We start from the raw sequence: 20,316 nt of genomic DNA, 5'->3' as shown, positions 1-20,316 counted from the left end.
TGCTTGGCTCACGCGGCGCAGCGCGCGCGCCGCTGTTCCCGGTCGACTCCCTGCTTCACCGTCGAGGAGGCCTGCGGGAACTTGCGCTCCAGCTCGGCCAGGGTGGCGCAGGCCTGCTCGCGGGCGCCAAGGGCGTTGAGCGAGGCGCCGAGCTTCAGCATCGCGTCCGGCGCCTTGCGCGAGCGGGCGTAGTCGGTCGAGACCTTCAGGAACTGCTCGGCCGCCTCACGGGTGCGGTTGCGCTGCAGGTAGCTCTCGCCGAGCCAGTAGGTCGCGTCCGGCACCAGGGCGTCGCGCGGATGCGACTGGATGAACTGTCGCAGGCTCATCTCGGCCTGCTCGTACTGGCGCTGCAGCACGTAGGCGTAGGCCGTCTCGTAATCGGCCTTGGCGTCGCCGGTGCCGGTGGCCGCGACGCTGGCGGTGGGTCGTGGCGCCGCGGCCGGTGCGGCGGCGGTCGGGCGGGACGGAGGGCGCAGGTCCACCGGCTCGCCGTAATCCGGCGTCTCGTCCTCGATCGCCGCGCGGGGTGGCGCGAGGGTGGCGGTGGCGCTCGGGGTCGCGGGGGCGGCCGCCGCGGAGCGCGGCGCCTGCGAGGGCGTCGCGGCGCCCGATCCAGGCGTACCGCCGAGGGCCTGCGGGGCGCCCGGTGCGCCGGGATTCTGGGACGGGTCGAAGGCGTCGCTCCGCTTCTGGGGCTTGGCCTGCGGGGTGGAGGCTGCCGGGCGCTGCCCGCCCTTCATCTCCTGGAAGCGGAACTCGACGTCCTCCTGGAACTTGCGCAGCTGCTCCTTGAGCTGGCGGTTCTCGTACTGGAGCGACTCGATCTGGCCCGCCATCTGGCGCGACTGGTTCTCCAGCCGGTTGAGGCGCACCACGAACTCGGCGGCGTCCTGGGCAGCGGCCGGGCACGCGGCGGCGAGGGCCAGCCCTGAAACGGCGAGGGGGGCGAGGAGCAGGCGGCGAAGCATGGCGGGGCGCATCACGGCTCGGGTCAGGCGGCGGGTCCGCACTCGGGAGCGCGGGTTAGCAGATGCCGCGTCTCCCGGCAAAAGGTCGGCGCGGACTACTCCGTCCCTCTGGGCAAGGGTCCCCTCTCCGGGCAAGGGGGCGGCAGCGCGCCGCCCCTTACCCTCACGAGCCGGCGCCGCCGTCCAGCACCGTGACGGCGCGGCGGTTCTGCGACCAGCACGAGATGTCGTTGCAGACCGCCACCGGGCGCTCCTTGCCGTAGGACACCGTGCGCATGCGGCTCGACCCGATGCCCCGGGAGGCGAGGTAGTCCCGCACGGCCTGCGCCCGGCGGGCGCCGAGGGAGAAGTTGTACTCGCGGGTCCCGCGCTCGTCGGCATGGCCCTCGATCAGGAAGGTGTAGCGCGGGTAGCGCGACAGCCACTGCGCCTGCTTGTCCAGGGTCGCGGTGGCGGTCGGGGTCAGGTCGGTCGAGTCGGAATCGAAGAACACCCGGTCGCCGATATTGACCACGAAGTCCTGGGCGCTGCCCGGCGTCGCAGGACCGCCGCGCCCGCCGGCGCCGCCGGCGCCGTAGGCCGCCGAGGCGTCGGCGAGGTCGTTGTTGCTCGCGCAGGCCGCCATCGACAGGGCGAGCCCGAGGGCGGCGGTGATCTTGAGCGCGCGCAGGGGCGCGAGCGGCAGCGGCATCGACTGAGAACTCCTCTGAGCGGTCTCGAGCGAAGACCGCACCCGGCGAGGCCCAGGCGGCACGAAGAGCCCGGCCACGCCGCTTCACGACACGCGATCGTCCATAGTCCCGGCCGGTTAAGCGAAGGTTCCGTCGACCTTGACGGGGACTTCGCGCAACCGGACCTCGCGACCTCGGCGGGGCCGCGCGGCTCCCGCCGCCCGGGCCGAGCCCCGGCGACGAGGCGGGGCGAGCCCCAGACACCGTTGAAATACGGCTACGCTGCGGCGCGGAACGCCGTCGCGGCGCACTCCCGCGTCGTGTTGCATGTTTGCATCAAAACGGTTCGCGCTCATTGACGTTTCGTTAACCAAGAGGACCGACCGTCACCCCATTGATGATCGAGATTCTCCCGCGATGCTCGAGTCCCCGCCCTCGCCCCGGATGTCGCAGCCGCAGCCCAAGCCCTGCGTCCTCATCGTCGAGGACAGCTACATGCTGCTCGAGCTGCTGGTGACCCTGTGCGAGCAGCACGGCGTCGAGACGCTGACCGCGTCGAGCGGCGAGGCGGCGCTGACCCTGCTGCGCCAGCATGGCGCGCGGATCGACTGGCTCCTCACCGACATCCGGCTGCCCGGCCTCGTCGACGGTTGGAGCGTGGCCGAGGCCTACCGGCAGATCCAGCCGCACCGGCCGGTGATCTATTCATCGACCACCGCCAACCTGAAGCATCCAGCGGTGCCCGGCAGCATCTTCGTCACCAAGCCTTTCGTGATCGCCGACATCCTGCGGCTGGCCCGGATGATGGCGAGCGAGATCGAGATGTCGCGCCAGCTCTGCGCCTGATCGGTCTCACGCGCCGGCCGCGGCCCGGGCGGCGGCGGCCGCCTTCGCGTTGGCGGTCTCCTCGGCGGCGTCCGCCGCGTCGCTCAGACGAAAATCCTTCGCCCGCGCCTCGCAGCGGGCGCGCAGGAGATCGAGCTCCTCCTCGGTCAGGTGCTCGATGCCGATATAGGCGTTCTGGGCCGCGCTCGCCCGGATCAGCTCGTCGAGCTTGGCCTGGATCGCCGCCCCGTCGCGGTTCTGGGTGTTCTGGATCAGGAAGACCATCAGGAACGTCACGATGGTCGTGCCGGTGTTGATGATCAGCTGCCAGGTGTCCGAGTAGTGGAACAGCGGGCCGGTCACCGCCCAGACCGCGATCAGGAGCAGGCTCGCCGCGAAGGTGCCGGGACGACCCGCCGCCCGGGCGACCGAAGCGGCGAAATCCGAGAAGGTGAGGACGCGCGTCGTTGCCATCGTGGCCCCCGTGACGGCCGGATTCCTGGAAGATTTCCTAACGTTTCCAGAGGCTCCGGGCTGATGAGTGTTCGCTTACGAATTCCGATCCGGCGCCCACGGTTCCCCTCTTGACGCGGCCTCCGGCTCGGCGCAGTGACGGGCGGCTCGCAGCGCGCTCTCGCGCCGCAGCATCCCCGGACAACCTCAACCCCATGCCGAGCGACAGTCACAGTCGACCGCCCTTGCCGTCTCCGGCCTGAGGTCCCGCGCGCTCGCCTGTTCGGCGGCTCACCGCGACCGACCGGGGACGGCCGGCCGACGCCCGCGCCCCAACAGGTGAGCCATGACCGACACCGTGATCGACGCCCCCGTCGAGCCCGCCGCCCTCGCCGCGCGGCTCGCCGAGGAGAGCGCCCCCGACATCGTCGAGGCCCTGAACCGGGAGGCGCCGGAAGTGGCGGCGGCCATCCTGCTCAGCCTGCCCCACGAGCGCGCCGTCGAGGTGCTGGACCAGCCCGAGCTCGACTGCGCCCCCGACATCATCGAGATGCTGCCGCGTGACCGTGTCGCCTCGTTCCTGTCGGGCATGTCGGCCGACCGGGTCACCGACGTGATCCGGGAGATCGAGGAGCCGGGCCGCTCCGACCTGCGCGCCCGCCTCGACGCCGAGACCCGCGGCGCCGTCGACAAGCTCATCGCCTATCCGGAGGAGAGCGTCGGCTCGATCATGACGACCGAGTTCGTCGCCGTGCCGACGACCTGGACCGTCGGGCTCACCCTCGACTACATCCGCAAGGTCGAGCGCACCCGCGAGACCGTCTACTCGATCTTCGTGCTCGATCCGCGCACCGGAGCGCTCGCCAAGGCGGTGCCCCTGCGCCGCCTGATCACCGGCCACCCCGAGGACAACATCCTGTCGGTGGCGCCGAACCGCCGCCCGGTGGTGGTCTCGGCCGATGCCAGCCGCGACGAGGCGGCCCGGCTGATCTCGAAATACGACCTGCTCGCCGTGCCTGTGGTCGATGCCAGCAACCACGTCGTCGGCATCGTCACCGTCGACGACGTGATCGACGCGATGATCCAGAAGCAGACCGAGGACGTGCAGCGCTTCGGCGGCATGGAGGCGCTCGACGAGCCCTACATGTCGATCAGCTTCCTGACCATGATCCGCAAGCGGGCCGGCTGGCTCTGCGTGCTGTTCCTCTCCGAGATGCTCACCGCCAGCGCGATGCAGGGATTCGAGGGCGAACTGGAGAAGGCCCTGGTGCTGACCCTGTTCATCCCGCTCATCATGAGCTCGGGCGGCAATTCGGGCTCGCAGGCGACCTCGCTGCTGATCCGGGCGCTGGCCCTGCACCAGGTGCGCTTGCGCGACTGGTGGCGGGTGGCGCTCCGCGAGATCCCCGCCGGCCTGACGCTCGGGGCGATCCTCGGCATGATCGGCGTGGTGCGGATCGTGATCTGGCAGAAGCTCGGCTTCTACGATTACGGCGAGCACTGGTTCCTCGTGGCCGCCACCGTCGGCACGGCGCTCGTCGGGATCGTGCTGTTCGGCTCGCTCACCGGCTCGATGCTGCCCTTCATCCTTCAGCGCGTCGGCTTCGACCCCGCTACCGCCTCGGCCCCGTTCGTCGCGACCCTGGTCGACGTGTCGGGATTGGTGATCTACTTCACGGTGGCGCTGGTGATCCTGAAGGGCACGTTGCTGTAGAGGCCGGTTCGGTTCCGGCTCTGTGGCACGTCAGGCCTGACCCGTCATTCCGGGGCCGCGAAGCGGGGCCCGGAATGACGTGGTGGGTATGACCCCGGGTGAGGGCTTCAAACCAGGCGCTCCCAAGCTTGGATGTCGGTCGTCAGCGCGACTCTCCAGTCCCCGCCGCTGAGTCAAAAAAGGGGCGCCACGGCGCCCCTTCCAACCGTTTACCCGTGGCTGCTGCCGAGCCGTTCGCGCGGCACGTCGGCCTCGGGCGGGACGGCGGCCGGTGCCTCCGCCGCGCCGCGGGTGCGCCAGAGGCTGTAGACGATGCCGCCGGCGAGCAGCACCACGGTGACGACCAGCGCGACCCAGGGCTGGACCTCGACCAGCTCGAACGTGTCCGCCACCACGATCTTCAGGCCGATGAAGATCAGGATCAGGGCAAGCGCGGTCTTCAGGTAGGCGAAGCGGTCGACCATCGCTGCGAGTGCGAAATAGAGCGCGCGCAGGCCGAGGATCGCGAAGATGTTCGACGTGTAGACCACGTAGGTGTCGGTGGTGATGGCGAAGATCGCCGGGACACTGTCGACCGCGAAGATCACGTCGGCGCCGTTGACCAGCACCAGCGCCAGGGCGAGCGGGGTGAGCCAGAGGACCGGCTTGCCGGTCGCCGGATCGGGCCGGCGGGTGGTGAATTTCTGGCCGTCGAGCTGGTCGGTCACGCGCATGTGCCGGCGCATGAAGGCGGTGAAGCGGTCGGCGGATCGGCTCTCGCCCTCCTCCTCGTCGCCGGAGACCAGCATCTTGATGCCGGCATAGATCAGGAACGCGGCGAAGATCGTCAGCACCCACTCGGCCTGATGGACGAGGGCGGCGCCGAGCCCGATCATCAGGCCGCGCAGCACGATCGCCGCCAGGATGCCCCACAGCAGCACCCGGTGTTGCGCGTTGCGGGGAATGCCGAGATAGCCGAAGATCACCGCGATGACGAAGACGTTGTCCATCGACAGCGACTTCTCGACCACGAGGCCGGCCAGGTATTCCTGGCCCGCCTGCGGCCCGATGTACCACCAGACCCAGCCGCCGAAGAGGAGGCCGAGGGTGAGATAGAAGGCGGTGAGGAGCAGGCTCTCCTTCACGCCGATCTCGCGACTCTTGTCGCGGTGCAGAAGGCCGAGATCGAGGGCGAGCAGGATGAAGATGACGGCGTGGAAGCCCAGCCACATCCAGACCGGCTTGCCGAGCCACGTCATATACAGAAAATCGACCATCGCGGGACCGTGATGCTTCGAGGAGGAAAGCATCGGCTCCGACATCACGAGCGCGCGTTGCGCCGCTCGCCAGAGGGGCCCGCAGCCGATGGGAGCGACTTATGTCCCGGATGGCGGCGGATCAAGGGCAGCGGGGGCTGACGGCCACGCTCTTATTTTTCCATCCTGCCCAGGCGACATGTTGACAGGGCTGCCTGCATCGCGGCCTTGGGGCGCCCATGACGACGGCGAGAGCGCAAGGGACGGTAGTGGTGATCGGAGGCGGGCCCGCGGGCCTCTCCGCCGCCGAGATCCTGGCGGCGGCGGGCCTGCAGGTCACCGTGATCGAGCGGATGCCCTCCCCGGCCCGCAAGCTGCTGATCGCTGGGCGCGGCGGCCTCAACCTCACCCACAGCGAGCCGCTGGAGCGCTTCCTCGCCCGCTACGCCCCGCCGGAGCGACGCCTTGACGCAGCGGTTCGGGAGTTTCCGCCGCAGGCCCTGCGCGGCTGGTGCGAGGCATTGGGCCAGCCGACCTTCGTCGGATCGAGCGGCCGGGTGTTTCCACAGGCCTTCAAGGCTTCGCCGCTGCTGCGGGCCTGGCTCGCCCGGCTCGACCATCTCGGCGTGACCCTGCGCACCCGCACCCGCTGGACCGGCTGGGACGACGAGGGCGCGCTCACCCTCGCGGGCGAGCACGGCCCGGAAAGCCTGAACGCGGACGCGACGGTGCTGGCCCTCGGCGGCGCCAGCTGGCCGCGGCTCGGGTCCGACGGCGCCTGGGTGCCGGTGCTGGAGGCCGAGGGGGTTTCCGTGAACCCGCTCCGCCCCGCCAATGCCGGCTTCACCGTGGATTGGTCGCCGATCTTCGCCGAGCGCTTCGCCGGGGCGCCGCTCAAGCGGATCGCGCTGCACCTCGGACCAGACCATGTGCGGGGCGAGGCGATGATCACCGCCGACGGCATCGAGGGCGGTGCGGTCTATGCCCTGTCGCGACAGATCCGCGAGGCGATCGAGGAAAGGCGAGAGGCGGTGCTTGCCGTCGACCTGCGGCCGGACCTCGACGTCGCCGCTCTCGCCCGCCGGATCGCCGGAGCGCGGGCGAAGGAGTCCCGCGCGACGGTCCTGCGGAAAGCCGCGGCTTTGAGCCCGCTGGCGGCCGGCCTGCTGCGCGAGGCGGAGCGCAATCTGCCGGCGGAGCCGGGCGCCCTTGCAGCCTTGATCAAGGCGGTGCCGCTGCGGCTCACCGGCCTGCGGCCGATCGAGCGGGCGATCTCCAGCGCCGGCGGCGTCGCCTTCGCCGGTCTCGACGACCGCTTCATGCTGCGGGCCCGGCCCGGCACGTTCGTCGCCGGCGAGATGCTGGACTGGGAGGCGCCGACTGGCGGCTACCTGCTCCAGGCGAGCTTCGCCAGCGGCCGGGCGGCGGCGAGGGGCGTGCTGGAGTGGCTGCGCGGGTGCTGAACGACGCGCGCTCAAGGTCTTCCGAACTACGTGACGTCCCGGCGATCCCGGGCTCCGCTGCACGGTCCCGGGATCGCCGGGAGGGCGTCAACCCGGTGGGAGCCGATCAAACAGGCTCCCTGACACTTTCCGGTCTATCGCTTCAGGCGATCGCTTCCGCGATGCGGCAGCCGGCTTCGCTCAGGCGCCGCGCGGGATGGCGATCCAGGCGACGGCGTCAGCCCCTCGTGGCGCGGTCCGAAGGACCGCCCCGGCCGATCCGCGGCAGATCGCTCGCGCCGCTGCCCGGCACCACGACGAGGCGGCGCACCTCGCCGCGCAGGAAGGCCTGCAGGAAGCGGTCGTAGTTCCGGAACGACACGCAGCCGTTCGAGGCGCCGCTCGGGCCCAGCATGTAGGTATGGGCCAGCAGCCCGACCCGGTTGTAGATGGCGCCGCTGCCGCCGACCGGATTGAGCCGGATCGCCCGCACGCCGTGGAACAGCGCCTCACGCTCGGTGAGGTCGTAGGTGCCCGGCGGCGTGGCGCCGCGCATCTTCAGGTGGACGTTGCGCGGATCGTCCATGTGCGGCCCGAGGCCGGAATGCGCCTCCAGCGTCTCGCCGCTCGGCAGGGACACAGTGCGGGCGCTGATGTCGTAGACAGCGATGCCGGGGCCGGCGCTCAGCCGGGGGCGCGGGCTCGGATCGAGGCCGCCGGGTGCGGCGTAGGCGAGGGTCTGCGACGGGGTGCTCTGGCTCCCTCCCCCGAAGATCCGGTCGAACAGCGACGGCTCCTCCGGCAGTGCGGCCTTGAACACGCTCTGGGTCGAGGCCATGGCCTGGACGGGGCGCCGCGGCGCGCGGGCCGCCAGGATGGTCGGCGAGGAACGCAGCTCGGGCGGGCGCGGCACCGGCAGGGGAACCGCGACGAGCGGCGTGGTGGCAGGCTGGACCGCCGCGGACGGCTCCGACGGCGGGACGAGTGCGGCCGGGGCAGCCTCGGCGAGGCGCTGCGGCTCGGGGGCCGGCGTCGACGCAGGGTCCGAGGCCGCGAGAAGCGGGGCCGCCTCGGCCGGGGCGTCGCGGGTGAAGCCCGCCGCTTCGCGCCCGAGGGTCGGCAGCGGCGCGAGCATCCAGCCGAGTTCGGCCGGGGGGAGGCGGGCCTCGCGAATCGGCTCCGCGACGATCCCCGCCACCGGCGGACCAGCCTCCTCGCGCGGCATCAGGCCGGCGGTGGCCCCGATGCCACCCAGCACGGCGGCGATGCCGAGGAGCCGCCGGTTGCGGCGGCGGCGGCGGAGGGAGCCCGGGGCGAGGCGACCGGACGAATACGCGACGAGGTCCATGCGGCCTGTACTCGATGGCTTGTCCCGCACGGACTCGACCGGCCGGTCGCCGGAGCGCGAGCGCCCGACGGTCCGGCGAGATCGGCCGTTTAGGAAAGGATCAACCTTAAGCTCTCGTATTGAGCGGCCTCTTGGTTAATCCCGGCTAAATGACATCGAGCGAATCGGAAGAATTCGTGGCGCCCTGATGGCGGGCAGGACCGGACGCGGTCTCGCGTTGTCCCTGAACGCGACAGCGCGCCGCCCCCGGGGAGGCGACGCGCCGTTAAACCCTGCCTCCCGCGGTGGCGGGCCAGGCTCACTCCACCGTGACGGATTTCGCCAGGTTGCGCGGCTGGTCGACATCCTTACCCAACACCACGGCGGTGTGGTAGGCGAGGAGTTGCACCGGCACCGCGTAGACGATCGGCGCGACGATCGGGTCGAGATCCGGCATCATCAGGGTGGCCAGGGTGTCGAGGCCGGCGGCGTCGGCGCCGCGCGCGTCGCCGATCAGCACGATCTTGCCGCCGCGCGCCGCCACTTCCTGCATGTTCGAGACGGTCTTCTCGAAGGTCGCGTCGTGGGGGGCGATCACGATGACCGGCACCGCATCGTCGATCAGCGCGATCGGTCCGTGCTTCAGCTCGCCGGCGGCGTAGCCCTCGGCGTGGATGTAGGAGATCTCCTTGAGCTTCAGCGCGCCCTCGAGCGCCATCGGGTAGGCGGTGCCGCGGCCGAGATAGAGCACGTCGCGGGCCTTGGCGATCTCGCGGGCCAGCACTTCGATCTCGTCCTCGCGCTTCAACGCCTCGGCCATCAGGCCCGGCACCTTGATCAGCGCGTCGACGAGGCGCTTCTCCGCGGCTTCGTCGAGGGTGCCGCGCGCCCGGCCCGCCGCCAGCGCCAGGCAGAGCAGCACCGTGAGCTGGCACGAGAACGCCTTGGTGGAGGCGACGCCGATCTCCGGGCCGGCGAGCGTCGGCACCACCGCGGAGGCCTCGCGCGCGATGGTCGAGGTCGGCACGTTGACCACCGCCAGGGTGTGCTGGCCCTGCGATTTCGCGTAGCGGAGCGAGGCCAGGGTGTCGGCGGTCTCACCCGATTGCGAGATCACCAGCGTCAGCCCGCCCTTCTCCAGCGGCGGCTCGCGGTAGCGGGTCTCGGAGGCGACGTCGATCTCGACCGGCAGCCGGGCCAGCGTCTCGAACCAGTACTTGGCGACGAGGCCGGCGTAGTAGGCGGTGCCGCAGGCGGTGATCGAGATCCGGCTGAGCTTGGCGAAGTCGAAGGGCAGGGCCTCCGGCAGGGCGACGCGGCCGGCGGCGAGGTCGACGTAATGGGCGAAGGTGCGGCCCACCACCTCCGGCTGCTCGTAGATCTCCTTCGCCATGAAGTGGCGGTAATTGCCCTTGTCGACCAGGAAGGCCTGCGTCGCGATCTTCTGGCGCGGGCGGGCGACGACGTTGCCGGCGACGTCGCGGATCTCGGCGCCGTCGCGGGTCAGGATGGTCCAGTCGCCCTCGTCGAGGTAGGTGATCTCGTCGGTGAAGGGGGCCAGCGCCAGGGCATCGGAGCCGAGATAGGTCTCGCCGTCGCCGAAGCCGACGGCGAGCGGCGCGCCGTGGCGGGCGCCGATGAGAAAATCCTCCTCGCCGGCGAACAGGAAGGCGAGGGCGAAGGCGCCGCGCAGGCGCGGCAGGGCCGCCTCGACGGCGGAGACGGGCCCGAGGCCTGTCCGCATCAGGTGGGTGACGAGCTGAGCCACCACCTCGGTGTCGGTCTCGGTCTCGAAGACGCAGCCCTCGGCGGCGAGCTCGGCCTTCAGCTCGCGGAAATTCTCGATGATGCCGTTATGCACCACCGCCAGGCGCTCGGTGGCATGCGGGTGGGCGTTGGTCTCGTTCGGCCGGCCGTGGGTGGCCCAGCGGGTGTGGCCGATGCCGATGGCGCCGGCGAGCGGATTCTGCAGGAGCTTGAGCTGCAGGTTCGACAGCTTGCCCTCGGCGCGCCGTCGCTCCAGCCGGCCGGCTTCCAGGGTGGCGATGCCGGCTGAATCGTAGCCGCGGTACTCGAGCCGGCGCAGCGCGTCCACCACTTGTCCCGCCACGGCATTCCGGCCGACGATTCCAACGATCCCGCACATGCTCACCGCCTCACGTCTCGCTCGCAGAGTGTCCCGCTGCGGGACGCTCCGACCCTTATGCGGAGCATTGCGGCAGGAATCCTGCCGTACCGCACCCGCTACGCTCGCAGCCCTTCTAGCGAACCGGCCGGCCATCCGGCGAGTCAACTTGCGTAACGGTTTGTGACGGCCAAGGTTCACGGGCTGGTGGCAGGACGCCGCGGCCGGGCGGAGGTCCCGCCCGGCGACCCCGGATGTCAGGGCATCAGCACGGTGTCGATGACGTGGATGACGCCGTTCGACTGCATCACGTTGCCGATCGTCACCCGGGCGGTGTTGCCCTTGTCGTCGGCCACGAACAGGCGCTTGCCCTTCTGCATCACCGTCAGGGTCCCGCCCGCGGCGGTCTTCAGCTCGGCCTGGCCGCCGCCCTGCTTCACGAGCCCCATCAGGTCCTTGGCCGTGTAGGTGCCGGGCACGACGTGGTAGGTCAGGATCTTGGTGAGCGTCGGCTTGTTCTGCGGCTGGACCAGGGACTCGACCGTGCCGGCCGGCAGCTTGGCGAAGGCGGCGTTGGTGGGGGCAAACACCGTGAACGGGCCGGGGCCGGCCAGGGTGTCGACCAAGCCGGCGGCCTTCACGGCGGCCACCAGGGTGGTGTGGTCCTTCGAGTTGACCGCGTTCTCGACGATCGACTTCGAGGCGTACATCGGCGCGCCGCCGACCATCGGGTTCTTGGCGTAAGCGCTGCCGCCCGCCGCCGTCAGGGCGAGGGCGAGGACCAGGGTGCGGGCGTGATTCCGGATCGTCATGGGGTGTCGTCCCGTCTCTCGTATCGGCCCCGCTCTCGTCGGGGTCGGGGGCCGGTACGGAGGGCCGGACGGGAAAGTTTCAGACCCGCCGCGATTTTCTCGCAGTCTTCCGAGCCGGGCGCGATTGCCTCGCGTCCTATTCGCGGATCAGGCGGCCGGTATAGACCATAGGCCCGGTCGGGACGCCCGATGGCGAGCCGCCCGGCGGCTCCACGGAGACGGCGAGGCGCGCCCCGTCGAGGAGGGTCCGGTCGCCCGGCGGCAGGGACAGCCGGGTGCCCGCCTCGTCCCGGACGAGGCCGAGGGAGCGCGGCGCGCCGGAGGCGGGCACGACCCAGAGTTCGAGGCTGCGGTCGCGGGGCGCCTCGGTGGCGAGTGCCCGGACCTGGACCGTGCCGGCCCTCGGATCGACCCGCACCACCAGGGCCGGCAGCTCGCCGCCGCGGTTCACCACCGCGAGGTACCGGCCCGCCTCCCCTCGGGGCGCGAGGCGATCGACGGCGATGAACAGGGCGAGGCCAGCCGCCACCGCGCCCGCCGCCAGGGCGGCGCGGCGCCAGCGCCGGAGCGCCGGACGCAGGTCGACGACCGGAGCGGCGGGCCGCGGCAAGGCCCCGTTCGGCAAGCGAGCGGCGATTCCCTCCCAGGCATCGGGCGGCGGAGCGACCTCCGGCACGGCCCCCGCGAGGGGAGCGAGGCGTGCCTCCCAGGCCCGCTCGGCCGCCTGAAGAGCCGGAGAGGTGGTGCGCTCGCTCCGATAGGTCTCGCGCTCGGCGGCGCTCAAGGTGCCCAGCACGTATTCGGCGGCCCGCAGGTCGGTCTCGTCGGGAGCGCTCATGCGGCGTCGTCCAGGCAGCCCCGCAGCAGCGCGAGCCCGCGATGCAGCCAGGTCTTCACGGTGTTGACCGGTCGGTCGTAGCGCAAGGCCAGCTCCTCCCGCGACAGGCCCTCGCAATAGGCCCGCACCACGCAGTCGCGCTGCATCGGCTCGAGCCGTTCGAGGCAGGTGAGGAGCGCGTCGCGGCTCAGGAACTCCGCCTCGGCGTCGCGCGGGTCGGCGACGCGGGCGAGCCAGTCCTCCTCCTCGTCGTCGCCCATCGGCATCGGCACCTCGCCCTTCCGCCGCACCATGTCGATGGCGCGGTGGCGCGCGATCGCGGCGAGCCAGGCCATCGGCCGTCCCGCCTCCGGTTCGTAGCCCGCGGCGCTCTGCCAGACCCGCAGGTAGGCGTCCTGCAGCACGTCCTCGGCGGCGCCCCGGTCCCGGACGATACGCAGGATCAGGCCGAAAAGTTTCGGGGCCGTGCGGGCGTAGAGGTCCCGCAGGGCGTCCTGCCGTCCCGCCGCCACCCAGGCGATCAGCTCGGCCAGGATTACGGCCTCCCGGTCGGCGGGCGGGTCTCCGTGGGGACGGTCCTCGACGCGCAGCATCGCTCAGGCCTCCGGGGACGCGCCGCCCCTCTCCTCTCCCCGCCATAGATCAATCGCGCTTGAAGGACCACGGGGCGATGGAACCGAGCCGCTCTCGTGACGGGCGCCTTCCGGTCGCGCCGGGATCTGCGCCATGATGCCGGTACCCGGGCCCGAACGACGAAGAGGCCCGGAGAGGGAGGCCCCCGCCATGATCTCCGCGCCGACGGAAGCCGCCGCGCTCCCGTTTCCGAAGACGCCCGCCGAGACCATCACGGTCCTGGCGCATTACCACCGGGCCGAGATCGCCCGGATGGCCGGCTGGCGCGACCGGATAGACCGCACGACCAACTGGGCGATCACGGTCATCGCCGCGATGCTGTCGGTCTCGCTCTCGACGCCGACGGCGCATCACGGCGTGCTCCTGTTCGCGATGCTGCTGGTGATGCTGCTGCTCAGCATCGAGGCGCGGCGCTACCGCTTCTTCGACGTCTACCGCACCCGGGTGCGCCAGCTCGAGCGGCACTACTACGCCGAGGTCTTCGCCCCGAGTCGCGCGTCCACTCCAAGTGTGTCCGATCCCGGTGTGTCCGATCCCGGCTGGACCCGGCTGCTCGCCGAGGACCTGCGCCACCCGATGTTCCACATCAGCTTGCGCGAGGCCTTCGGCCGGCGGCTGCGGCGCAATTACGGCTGGATGTTCGCGATCCTGCTGCTCGCCTGGGTGCTGAAGATCACCTCCGCCCGGCTTCAGGAGACCGGCCCCCGGGCGAGCGTCGCCGAGACCACGCACGGCCTCCCCGAGATCCTGGCCGGCGCCGGCCTCGGGCCGCTGCCGGGCTGGCTCGTGCTCGCGGGCGTGGCCTGCTTCTACGCCTGGCTCCTCGCGGCGGGCCTGCGCGCCGGCCGCCGCGATCCCGACGACGGGTCGGTGCACGTGTGAGGGCGTGCCCTCGCGTGAGGGGATGACCCTCACCCCTTGGTCGGCTTCACCCACCCGGTCTTGATCACCTGCCGCCCGCGGCCGATCGCGAGCGTGCCGGGCGGCACGTCCTCGGTGATGACGGAGCCGGAGCCCACGAAGGCACCGGCCCCGACCGTCACCGGGGCCACCAGCGCCGAGTTCGACCCGATGAAGGCGCCGGCCCCGATCACCGTGCGATGCTTGTTCACGCCGTCGTAGTTGCAGGTGATGGTGCCGGCACCGAGATTGGCGCCCTCCCCCACCTCGGCGTCACCGACATAGGTGAGGTGGTTGACCTTGGCGCCGGCCTTGATCGCGGCGTTCTTCACCTCGACGAAGTTGCCGATGCGGGCGCCTTCCTCCAGCACCGCGCCGGGCCGCAGGCGGGCATAGGGGCCGACCTGCACGCCTGCGGCGAGCCGGGCGTGCTCCAGGTGCGAGAAGGCGTGGATGGTGCAGCCGTCGCCGACGACGACGCCGGGGCCGAAGACCACGTGGGGCTCCACCACCACGTCGGAGCCGAGCGCCGTGTCGTGGCTGAAGAACACCGTCTCGGGGGCGATCAGGGTGGCGCCCGCCAGCATGGCGCGCCGGCGCAGGACCGTCTGCACCGCCGCCTCGGCGGCCGAGAGCTGCACCCGGTCGTTCACCCCTTGCGCCTCGGCCTCCGCCACCCGCACCACCGCGACCCGGTGGCCATCCGCCACCGCCAGCGCCACGGCGTCGGGCAGGTAGTACTCGCCCGCCGCGTTGGCGTTGCCGATCCGCTCCAGAAGCCCAAGGGCGTGGGCGCCCGACAGCGCCATCAGGCCGGCATTGCACAGGGTGACGCGGCGCTCGGCCTCGCTCGCGTCCTTCTCCTCGCGGATCGCCGTCACCTGGCCGTCCTCGACCAGCACGCGGCCGTAACCGGTGGGGTTCGGGCTCTCGAACGCCAGCACCGCGACCGCCGCCCCCTCGGCCAGCGGCGCCCGCAGGCGAGCATAGGTCTGAGGGCTGATCAGCGGCGTGTCGCCGAAGGCCACCACCACGTCGTCGGCGCCGTCCGCCAGGGCGCGACGGGCCGCCAGCACCGCGTGGGCGGTGCCGAGGCGCTCTCCTTGCGGAAAGGTCTCGGCGCCGGAGAACCCCGCCACCACCCGGGCGACGTCGTCGCGGCCGGGCTCGACCACCACGGCGAGGCGCCCGGCCCCGGCTTCCGCGACCGAAGCGAGGACGTGGGCGAGCATCGGCCGACCGGCGATGGGATGGAGCACCTTCGGCAGGGCGGAGCGCATCCGCGTCCCCTTGCCGGCGGCGAGCACGACGGCGAGGAGGGAACGGGCCTCGGCTGGCTTCGGCGTGGATGTCATCGGCGGCCTGTCGGGTTCGCGGAGAAGTGTATGTCGGCGGACCGTCTAGCCGATCGCTCCGTCAGAACAAGCGCCGGCGCGCCGTTCCCCCCCCACGGCGCAACCTTCGCGATTCTTAACCCCCGGTTCAGCCCGGATCGTGGTAAACGGCCGGCGCCTCCCCGAATCCGGACCGGTACCACCTCCCTTGATGACGCAGCCTCCGACCGTCCCGCCCTCCCGCACAGCCCTCGACCGACGCGCGGTGCTGGCGCTCGCCGGTGGTCTGGCCGTGACCACGACGGCGGGCGCGCAGCCGACGGAGCCGGCGCCCCTGTCGGACGGCCAGCGCTTCGATCCCGGCCAGGTGGTCGAGCTGGCCCGCGCGCTCGCGAAGAAGCCCTACGCCGCCCCGGCGAACGACCTGCCCGACCCGTTCAGGGACCTCACCTACGAGCAGTATATCGGCGTGCGGGCGCAACCCTCCGCCCTGCTCTGGGCCGGCGAGGGCCGCGGCTTCGTGGTCGAGCCCCTGCACCGCGGCTTCGTGTTCACCACGCCGGTGGCATTGCACGCGATCGAGGACGGGGTGGTGCGCCGCATCGCTTACGACCGCAATCGCTTCACCTTCGGCAAGCTGAAAGCCCCGGACGAGGGCCGCGACCTCGGCTTCTCGGGCTTCCGGCTCTATGCGAGCTTCAACGGCGCGGCCCCGTCCGATTGCGCGATCTTCCAGGGCGCCTCGTTCTTCCGCGCGCTCGCCGCCGGCCAGAGCTACGGCGTCACCGCCCGCGCCCTGACCCTGAAGCCGGCGGAAGCGAGGGGCGAGGAATTCCCGCTGTTTCGCGCCTTCTGGCTCGAGCGGCCGGGAGCCGGCACCGGGCAGATCGTGATCCATGCCCTCGTCGATTCCGAATCCGCCACCGCGGCGCTCCGCATGACCCTGCGGCCGGGCGAGGCCACCATCGTCGACGTCGAGGCGACGCTCTGCCCGCGCACGAACCTGGAGCATGTCGGCATCGCCGGCATGACCGGCGCCTACCTCTTCGGGCCGACCGACCATCGCAGCGTCGACGATGCCCGCCCCGCCGCCCACGAATGCGACGGGTTGCAGATCCGCAACGGCTGGGGCGAGGCGATCTGGCGCCCGGTGCAGAACCCCGAGACGCTGCAGATCTCCGCCTTCCTCGACCAGGACCCGAAGGGCTTCGGGCTGATCCAGCGCGCCCGCGCCTACGGCGACTACCAGGACGACGTGCAGCGCTGGGAGAAGCGGCCGAGCCTGTGGGTCGAGCCGCTCGGCAGCTGGGGGCCGGGCGTGCCGCAGCACGGCTGGGGCGCCGGCGCGGTGCAGCTCATCGAGATCCCGAGCGAATCCGAGGTCAACGAGAACATCCTGGCCTATTGGCGGCCGAAGGATCCGGTCGCCAAGGAGATCGCCTTCAGCTACCGCCAGTTCTGGTGCTGGACGGTGCCGGGCGCGCCGCCGCTCGCCGCCTGCTCCGGCACCCGGATCGGCAAGGGCGCCGGGGGCAAGCGCCGGCTCTTCCTCGTCGACTTCACCGGCGAGGCGCCCTTCGCCGAGGGCATCGACCCGAACGCCCTGCAACTCGCCCTGCACACCGCGCCCGGCAGCATCGTCCGCCAGCGGATCTACCCGTATCCGGAGCGCAAGACCGTGCGGGCGGTGTTCGAGCTCGACCCGGGCAACGACACCGCCTGCGAGCTGCGCCTGGTCGTCAAGGCCGGCGACAAACCCGTCAGTGAGACATGGCTGTATCGGTGGACCCCGTGACCCTCGCCCAAAACCACGACATCCACCGCCTCGACCCCCTCCGCCGCGACGCGACGCCCCTCGCGGTCGCGCCCGCGGTGCCGGAGGAATCCCCCCTCGCCATGCCGGTGCAGGACCTGCGCCGGTGGTCGGAGGCGCAAGAGCACCAGGTGCCCGGCCGTCGGGCGCCCTGGGCCGCCCGCGCCTTCGTGTTCGGCGGCGGCCTCGCGCTGACGGCCTACGGCGCGGTGCAGATGTACGAGGTCGTGTCGGTCGCCGGCTCCACGACCTGGCTGCAATGGCTGCTGCTCGCGCTGTTCACCCTCAATTTCTCTTGGATCGCGCTCGCCTTCACCTCGGGCCTGCTCGGCTTCCTGGCGCTGCTGCGCCGACGCCGTCCCCAGGCACGGCCAGGACCGCTCACCACCCGTACCGCCGTGGTGATGCCGGTCTACAACGAGGCCACCGCCCGCACCTTCGCGGCGGTCGAGGCGATCCGCGCCTCGATCGAGGCGACGGGCGAGGGCGCAGCCTTCGATTACTGGATCCTGTCCGATTCGACCCAGGCCGATGCCTGGATCGCCGAGGAGCGGGCCTACCTGGCTTTGCGTGAGCGCCTCGGCGAGGATGCCCGCCTCTATTACCGCCACCGGCAGAAGAACCACCACCGCAAGGCCGGCAACATCGCCGACTTCGTCACCCGCTGGGGCGGCCATTACGACCACATGCTGGTCCTCGACGCCGACAGCCTGATGAGCGGCGATTGCGTGGTGACGCTGGCCCGCGCGATGGAGGCGGACCCGGATTCCGGCATCATTCAGTCGCTACCGCTCATCATCAACCGCAACACCCTGTTCGCCCGGGTGCAGCAATTCGCGGCCCGCATCTACGGTCCGGTCATCGCCACCGGCCTGTCGTTGTGGTCGGGCCGGGACGGCAATTACTGGGGCCACAACGCGATCATCCGCACGCGCGCCTTCGCCGCCCATTGCGGCCTGCCGGACCTCTCCGGCAAGCCGCCCTTCGGCGGCCACGTGCTCAGCCACGATTTCGTCGAGGCGGCCTTGATCCGCCGCGCCGGCTGGAGCGTCTACATGCTCCCCGAACTCCAGGGCTCCTACGAGGAGAGCCCGCCCTCGCTGATCGACGTCGCGATCCGCGACCGGCGCTGGGCACAGGGCAATTTGCAGCATAGCCGCATCATCGGCACGGCGGGCCTCAAGCTCGCCTCGCGCCAGCACTTCGCTACCGGCATCGCCGGCTACCTCGCCTCACCGCTCTGGGCGGCGCAGCTCGTGGTCGGCATCGCGCTGGCCCTCCAGACCGCCTACATCCGCCCCGAATATTTCTCGACCGAGTTCCGCCTCTACCCGGTCTGGCCGCGCTTCGACCCCGTGCGCGCGCTCCAGCTCTTCGGGATCACGATGGCGATCCTGCTCGCCCCGAAGCTGTTCGGCCTGATCCTCGGCCTTCTCGACAGCAAGGTGCGTCGGGCGAGCGGCGGCGGCATCCGCCTCGTGCTCTCGGCGCTCATCGAGACCCTGCTCTCGGCGCTGATCGCCCCGATCGCGATGCTGGTCCAGTCCGGCTCGGTGTTCCAGATCCTGCTCGGGCGCGACACCGGCTGGAACCCGCAGCGGCGCGACGACGGCTCGATCCCGTTCTCGGACATCGTGCGCCGGCACCGCTGGCACACCATCCTCGGGCTGGTCGCCGGAATCTCGGCCTTCGCCATCGCCACCTCGCTGTTCCTGTGGATGTCGCCCACCATCCTCGGCCTCGTCCTGGCGATTCCGATCTCCTGGGCGAGCGGGCAACTGGCGCTCGGCCTCGCCCTCAAGCGCGCCGGCCTGCTGATGACCCCCGAGGAGCGCGAGCCCCCGGCGATCGCGGTCGCCGCCAAGGCGATCGAGGCGCGCAACGCGGCGCTTGCTTACGACGATGCCGACGGGTTGCGGGCGCTCCACGCCGATCCGGACCTCCGGGCCGGCCACCTCGCCTTCCTGCCTCCGGCCGAGAGCCGGCCCCGCGGCGCGCCGCAGCCCGACCACGTCATGGCCCAGGCCAAGGTGGTCGAGGCGGAGACCATCGACGAGGCGGCCGGCTGGTTGAACCCCAAGGAGAAGATGGTGCTGCTGCACGACCGGGCATTGCTCGACCGGCTGGCGCGGCTCGGAAGGTGAGTCATCGAGACCCTTATCCAGGTTCGGAGAGGGCGAGACGTCGTGCGAGATGGGGAAGCCGATCGACATCGGATCGGCGATCGGACGAGACGGCTCAGAGCCGGCAGCGCATCAGCACGGCCGGGAACCCGACCGCGCCGCCGCCCAACGGGATCTCGCGCCGTCCGAACTCGCGGAATCCGAGGGCGCGGTAGAACGGTTCGGCGTTGAGGCTGGCGTAGCACTCGAACGCGGAAACGCCGCCACCCTGGGCCTGCGACCGGCACGCCGCGAACACTCTTCGCCCGACGCCGCGGCCGATCCAGGCCGGGTGAACGGCAAAATGGCGGACATGGCCGAGGCCGGGCTCGATCTCACCGGTTCCGGGCCGCTCCGGTGTCCACCCACCGACACCCACGATCCCGTCCGGCACCTCCGCCAGATGGAAGCGGCCGGAGGCGAGCAGCGCCGGGTTGGCGCGAACCATCAAGGGCAGCGCCCAGGTCAGCGTGTCAGCCTCGTAGGACGCGGCCATCAGGACCGGGTAGCTCGCCGCCAGCACGGCCGTGACGGCGTCGCCGTCGTCGGTCCAGGCGCCGGCGGTGCCGAAGCTCGTCCGGTTGGCGATCAGCAGCGTCCCGCCGGGGCGGAGCACCCGGGCCATCCCGGGGATGGCCGCGCGGATGTCCGGGACGTCGATCAGCGTCAGATAGCTGACCACAGGATCGAAGGCGCCGTTCGCGAAGGGCAGAGCCATCACCGTACCCTCGACGCGGCCGGGGAGGGAGATGCCCCCGGGTCGCGGGCCCGGGCTTGGCGCAACTGGGCGTCGGTCGGGTCGATGCCGATGGTCTCGACCCCGAGATCCTGTATCCGGCGGCAGAAGCGGCCCTCGCCGCAGCCAATATCGAGGGCCTGGCGAAAGCCTCGCTCCCGGAGGCGAGCCAGCATCGGCGCGTCGAGCACCGCGCTGCGGCCGAAATCACCCGCCTCGCCCAACTCGGCGATCCAGGCGGCGGCGGACTCGCTCCAGCCATCGCTCATCGCGGCCTCGCTGACTCCCCTTGCGGCAGAGCTCCGCATGCCGGCGCACCCGCCAC

18 protein-coding genes are annotated in these 20,316 nt (G+C 71.5%); 6 read left to right on the top strand and 12 right to left on the bottom strand.

Annotated features, from left to right (window positions below):
* Nucleotides 1-8: 8 nt before the first annotated feature.
* Both ybgF and pal read right to left on the bottom strand, forming a co-directional pair.
* Nucleotides 9-971, bottom strand: a complete 963-nt coding sequence (ybgF, locus tag MFF64_RS20000; protein ID WP_238192215.1) for a tol-pal system protein YbgF — start codon at nt 969-971, stop codon at nt 9-11.
* 163 nt (nt 972-1,134) lie between these two features.
* On the bottom strand, nt 1,135-1,662 hold the full coding sequence (gene pal, locus MFF64_RS19995; protein ID WP_238192186.1) for a peptidoglycan-associated lipoprotein Pal: 528 nt from the start codon (nt 1,660-1,662) through the stop codon (nt 1,135-1,137).
* A 397-nt stretch (nt 1,663-2,059) separates the two neighbouring features.
* On the opposite strand from pal, the gene MFF64_RS19990 reads away from it, so the two are divergent.
* Nucleotides 2,060-2,488 (top strand): response regulator, encoded by a 429-nt coding sequence (locus MFF64_RS19990; RefSeq protein WP_238192165.1) that lies wholly within the window; start codon nt 2,060-2,062, stop codon nt 2,486-2,488.
* Between the two features lie 6 nt (nt 2,489-2,494).
* On the opposite strand, the gene MFF64_RS19985 is transcribed toward MFF64_RS19990, so the two are convergent.
* Nucleotides 2,495-2,941: a low affinity iron permease family protein gene (locus MFF64_RS19985; protein WP_099904990.1), complete on the bottom strand. Its 447-nt coding sequence runs from the start codon at nt 2,939-2,941 to the stop codon at nt 2,495-2,497.
* A 325-nt stretch (nt 2,942-3,266) separates the two neighbouring features.
* Here MFF64_RS19985 and mgtE point away from each other — a divergent pair, with 325 nt between their 5' ends.
* Nucleotides 3,267-4,634: a magnesium transporter gene (mgtE, locus tag MFF64_RS19980; RefSeq protein WP_099904988.1), complete on the top strand. Its 1,368-nt coding sequence runs from the start codon at nt 3,267-3,269 to the stop codon at nt 4,632-4,634.
* A gap of 209 nt (nt 4,635-4,843) precedes the next feature.
* Here mgtE and MFF64_RS19975 read toward each other — a convergent pair whose 3' ends face one another.
* Nucleotides 4,844-5,890, bottom strand: coding sequence for a TerC family protein (locus tag MFF64_RS19975; protein WP_099904994.1), 1,047 nt, complete (start codon nt 5,888-5,890; stop codon nt 4,844-4,846).
* 218 nt (nt 5,891-6,108) lie between these two features.
* Here MFF64_RS19975 and MFF64_RS19970 point away from each other — a divergent pair, with 218 nt between their 5' ends.
* Nucleotides 6,109-7,332 carry a TIGR03862 family flavoprotein gene (locus MFF64_RS19970; protein WP_238192163.1) on the top strand — a complete coding sequence of 408 codons (1,224 nt, stop codon included), beginning with the start codon at nt 6,109-6,111 and terminating at the stop codon, nt 7,330-7,332.
* Between the two features lie 217 nt (nt 7,333-7,549).
* Here the strand turns inward: MFF64_RS19970 and MFF64_RS19965 are convergent, their stop codons facing one another.
* The 5 genes from MFF64_RS19965 to MFF64_RS19945 all read right to left on the bottom strand — a co-directional run bounded on the left by MFF64_RS19965 (nt 7,550) and on the right by MFF64_RS19945 (nt 13,006).
* Entirely contained in the window at nt 7,550-8,659 is a 1,110-nt protein-coding gene (locus MFF64_RS19965) for a DUF2778 domain-containing protein (RefSeq protein ID WP_099905895.1), read from the bottom strand.
* 298 nt (nt 8,660-8,957) lie between these two features.
* Nucleotides 8,958-10,784 carry a glutamine--fructose-6-phosphate transaminase (isomerizing) gene (glmS, locus tag MFF64_RS19960; protein WP_099905897.1) on the bottom strand — a complete coding sequence of 609 codons (1,827 nt, stop codon included), beginning with the start codon at nt 10,782-10,784 and terminating at the stop codon, nt 8,958-8,960.
* 236 nt (nt 10,785-11,020) lie between these two features.
* Entirely contained in the window at nt 11,021-11,575 is a 555-nt protein-coding gene (locus tag MFF64_RS19955; RefSeq protein ID WP_099905899.1) for a fasciclin domain-containing protein, read from the bottom strand.
* Between the two features lie 136 nt (nt 11,576-11,711).
* Complete coding sequence (locus MFF64_RS19950) at nt 11,712-12,413, bottom strand: anti-sigma factor (RefSeq protein WP_099905901.1); 702 nt, start codon at nt 12,411-12,413, stop codon at nt 11,712-11,714.
* Complete coding sequence (locus MFF64_RS19945; protein WP_238192161.1) at nt 12,410-13,006, bottom strand: sigma-70 family RNA polymerase sigma factor; 597 nt, start codon at nt 13,004-13,006, stop codon at nt 12,410-12,412. Before MFF64_RS19945 ends, MFF64_RS19950 begins: the two co-directional genes overlap by 4 nt.
* Before the next feature lie 190 nt (nt 13,007-13,196).
* Here MFF64_RS19945 and MFF64_RS19940 point away from each other — a divergent pair, with 190 nt between their 5' ends.
* Nucleotides 13,197-13,928, top strand: a complete 732-nt coding sequence (locus MFF64_RS19940) for a DUF2270 domain-containing protein (RefSeq protein WP_099901309.1) — start codon at nt 13,197-13,199, stop codon at nt 13,926-13,928.
* A 29-nt stretch (nt 13,929-13,957) separates the two neighbouring features.
* Here the strand turns inward: MFF64_RS19940 and glmU are convergent, their stop codons facing one another.
* Nucleotides 13,958-15,301: a bifunctional UDP-N-acetylglucosamine diphosphorylase/glucosamine-1-phosphate N-acetyltransferase GlmU gene (glmU, locus tag MFF64_RS19935; protein WP_238192159.1), complete on the bottom strand. Its 1,344-nt coding sequence runs from the start codon at nt 15,299-15,301 to the stop codon at nt 13,958-13,960.
* 190 nt (nt 15,302-15,491) lie between these two features.
* On the opposite strand from glmU, the gene MFF64_RS19930 reads away from it, so the two are divergent.
* Nucleotides 15,492-17,075, top strand: a complete 1,584-nt coding sequence (locus MFF64_RS19930; protein ID WP_099902804.1) for an OpgD/OpgG family glucan biosynthesis protein — start codon at nt 15,492-15,494, stop codon at nt 17,073-17,075.
* Between the two features lie 101 nt (nt 17,076-17,176).
* Complete coding sequence (mdoH, locus tag MFF64_RS19925; RefSeq protein WP_238192213.1) at nt 17,177-19,237, top strand: glucans biosynthesis glucosyltransferase MdoH; 2,061 nt, start codon at nt 17,177-17,179, stop codon at nt 19,235-19,237.
* A gap of 94 nt (nt 19,238-19,331) precedes the next feature.
* Here mdoH and MFF64_RS37865 read toward each other — a convergent pair whose 3' ends face one another.
* Both MFF64_RS37865 and MFF64_RS19915 read right to left on the bottom strand, forming a co-directional pair.
* Nucleotides 19,332-19,973 carry a GNAT family N-acetyltransferase gene (locus MFF64_RS37865; RefSeq protein WP_273557162.1) on the bottom strand — a complete coding sequence of 214 codons (642 nt, stop codon included), beginning with the start codon at nt 19,971-19,973 and terminating at the stop codon, nt 19,332-19,334.
* Nucleotides 19,973-20,260: a methyltransferase domain-containing protein gene (locus tag MFF64_RS19915; RefSeq protein ID WP_207768182.1), complete on the bottom strand. Its 288-nt coding sequence runs from the start codon at nt 20,258-20,260 to the stop codon at nt 19,973-19,975. Before MFF64_RS19915 ends, MFF64_RS37865 begins: the two co-directional genes overlap by 1 nt.
* Nucleotides 20,261-20,316: the final 56 nt, after the last annotated feature.

The sequence above is a fragment of the Methylobacterium frigidaeris genome (assembly GCF_022179185.1).
Taxonomy (GTDB): Bacteria; Pseudomonadota; Alphaproteobacteria; order Rhizobiales; family Beijerinckiaceae; genus Methylobacterium; species Methylobacterium frigidaeris.
This window is presented reverse-complemented; position numbering and strand designations above follow the sequence as displayed.